Raw genomic sequence first — 2840 nt, 5'->3', positions numbered from 1 at the left:
CGTCGCGCAGGCTTGGCCCGGGAGGACGATTTGCTCTGGAACGGATTGGCGGTCTCCGTGGGCGACCTCCAGTTTCGGAGAGCGAAACTGTGTATCGCCTGCTACCTCGAAGATGGATTTGCGCACAGCGAATGGGACCATGTCGCAGCGGTTGCCTGCTCGCGTCACCGAGTATTGCTGGACGACGCGTGTCCGTGTTGTTCGACACCGTGGACCCACGTGCGCGATCCGCTGCAGTGCCGCTGCGCCCCGAACGGGATGGTCCGCCGGCAACAGCCCTGCAGACCCGAGCCTGCCGATTTGATGCGTCGCTTGATCGATGCCGGAAACCAGGTCGGGATTCGTCTGATCGGCGCCGCGTGGTCGGTCCTGCAATGGTGGAAGACCCTAGGCCTCGACATCAACCAATCATTCGCGGCGGACGCGCTGGCCGATCTGCACGCTGGGCGCTGGCCGAGTGTCGGGAGAGTCGTCTCGGACGACCACGGCGTGCATATCCATCCGCGTGTCGCTGTCGCACCAATGCTCTCGGACGGGAGACCTGTTCACGCCGAGCACGCGGAAATGATGCTGGCTGTTCCAGCGCCGAAGGTTCTGGTCAGCACGCTGACATCGGAAACGTGGCCGGCGAGCACGGCCATGGCCGTGCTGGGCATCGGTCGGGTGCCCTACGACAAACTCGTCGATGCCGGCCACATGCCGAGCAATGATCACGGCGACGTCCAGGTCGCTGCGGTCAACGATCTGCTCTGGACTGTCGCGCCAATCAATCACGGCCCTATCGTTACCGAAGACCGGAGCCGCCTTCGCTCCGGGCGCTCGCGTCAGTCCTTGGCGTCAATAGTCAGCACGATCAAAGCCGAAGCGGTAATGGACTCGGGCATCAAGGGGCTCGAAGACCAACCGCTGGCGTTGCGCAACTCCGGGATGAATGCGCCGGTCATCACGCTGGCCATCGCCGCGGCCAAACTGCGGACCAACACCGAATCCGTTCGTGGCGCGATTCGCGTCGGACTTATCGCAGCGCATAAAGGAACTGCCGACAGCGCCGTGGCCTGGTGCATCGATCCGGTCAGCCTCGACAGGTTCGATTGCGATTATATCTTCGCCTCGGCAATCGCCGCCGATTACCAAGCCGCTCGCACCACGCTGGCCAGCCGCCTTCGATCGGCGGGTTTGCTACCCGTCAGCGGACCCGGACTCGACGACGGGGTGACTTACGTCTTCCTCCGCCGAGACCTCGTCTCGGTCGACCTCGAACGAATCCTCCGCGAACCATACCGATCGCCAGCGGGCAGAAAGAATCTGGCTGATCGACTGCGGATGTCGACGACCCTCTCGCGGACGGATGCCGCAACACTGTTGGCCCTCTCCGGCAGGGATCTCAACTCGGTGGTCGCCGACGGCTGGCTCGCGCCGGTTTCCGGTACGCCGTCGCGATGGCGTTTCGACCGCAAAGGGGTCGATGCCCTCGCGGAGCAGCTGCGATCTGATTACCGCGATGTCCGCAATGCGATCGACGTGACCGGCCAAACCAGTTCCGAATTTCGTCGAACCTGGATCGATACCGGCTTCGTGCACACCCGACGATTCGGCGGTCGAGAGCTGATCGCCGTCCCCGACCTTGAGCGGATCGCCGAGCTGTGGAAGGCGTCGGCCACCGGCACCGCTATCGGAAGATCGCTGAACAGGGCGCGCTGGCTCTGCCCGAATCTGCAGAAGATGGACAAGCTGCAACCGGTCGCGGTCCTTGGCTCCGGCACCAGAAGGGTCCGGCTGTACCCGCGTAATGCCGAGCCACTGGATCGGTATGACCGGAGATAAAACCAGATCGGCCACATCGCCCAGTGCCAATCCCAGATTCGGCAGGCGCTTGGGAAGCCTTTGGCAGTCGTGCAGCTCCGCCCACCGCAACACCGAGGCCCGCGCTGGCCGCCATTTACCAGTAGTAGACGTGCGGCTTGCGCGATCCGAGCGGCCAGATCAGCCCGTCGGGGTCACGGCCACGCATGACTTGCCAGCACATGTGTCGATTTTCGTGGCGGCGCGGCCGGTTCATGTGCAGCCGTACCCAGTATCCCGGGGTGGACTGCGTGTGGTTCGGCCTGCGGAAGCTGCGCCTGAGACGGCCTGCGGCGTCGCGATCCTTCGCGCGATTCGTGATGGACATGCTTTGTACCAGTGTGATGGTCTAAAGCACGTTCAGTCCTCCGTTATGGGTTTGAGATTGGCCACGTCCAAATGCTACTGCCTCCCGACCACTTTCGTGAAGCGAGATAGATAGCGGCGATTCATTCGCTGCAGGAATGGCGCAGCAATAATTAGATTTGACCGAAGCCCGAGCGCGTAACGCTTGGGCTTTTTTGCTGGCGTGGCACTACAGGCGCCAGCCGCGAGCCCCCCGTTTCGCTCACGTACCGCTTGGCCAATCTAGAAATAGCTCTGCACCGGCAATACGACGCGATTCAGGAGCGATCTGGAAATAGCGATTCGAAATAAGGGCAAATCTACGAGTAGCCGCGGTATCGGTCTGATCACCGATCGCCGGATGCGAGTCATCTGATTGATTTACCGAGTGCCGCGGAATGGGCTCTCAGTGGTCCTGTCGCTGATGTTTTTGCCGCTCTCCGCTACAGATTTATAAATCGAGCCGAATCTAATGCTCCGAATTAAGGAATTAACACTCGGCTATAGCGATGCAGAAAACTATAAAAAGCGCGAAAACAAGGAACTCTTCAATCACGTTTTTATTCGGAATGACGCATTAGAAAAGCTCTGCGATCCGTCGGTGACATTTCTAATCGGGGATAAAGGCACCGGAAAAACAGCTTATTCCGTTT

General features: G+C 60.7%; 1 protein-coding gene and 2 pseudogenes. 2 read left to right on the top strand and 1 reads right to left on the bottom strand.

The annotated features are described in order from the left end of the window. Positions 1-1824: pseudogene (locus QZY06_RS02015) on the top strand (hypothetical protein); the annotation flags it as partial. Positions 1825-1939: 115 nt separating this feature from the next. Here QZY06_RS02015 and QZY06_RS02010 read toward each other — a convergent pair. Further along, complete coding sequence (locus QZY06_RS02010; protein ID WP_295679509.1) at positions 1940-2170, bottom strand: hypothetical protein; 231 nt, start codon at positions 2168-2170, stop codon at positions 1940-1942. A gap of 489 nt (positions 2171-2659) precedes the next feature. Here QZY06_RS02010 and QZY06_RS02005 point away from each other — a divergent pair. Next, positions 2660-2840: pseudogene (locus tag QZY06_RS02005) on the top strand (funZ protein); the annotation flags it as partial.

The organism is uncultured Nevskia sp., from assembly GCF_903885465.1.
GTDB lineage: Bacteria > Pseudomonadota > Gammaproteobacteria > Nevskiales > Nevskiaceae > Nevskia.
The sequence above is the reverse complement of the archived record's forward strand: the minus strand, read 5'-3'. Positions and strand labels throughout refer to the sequence as shown.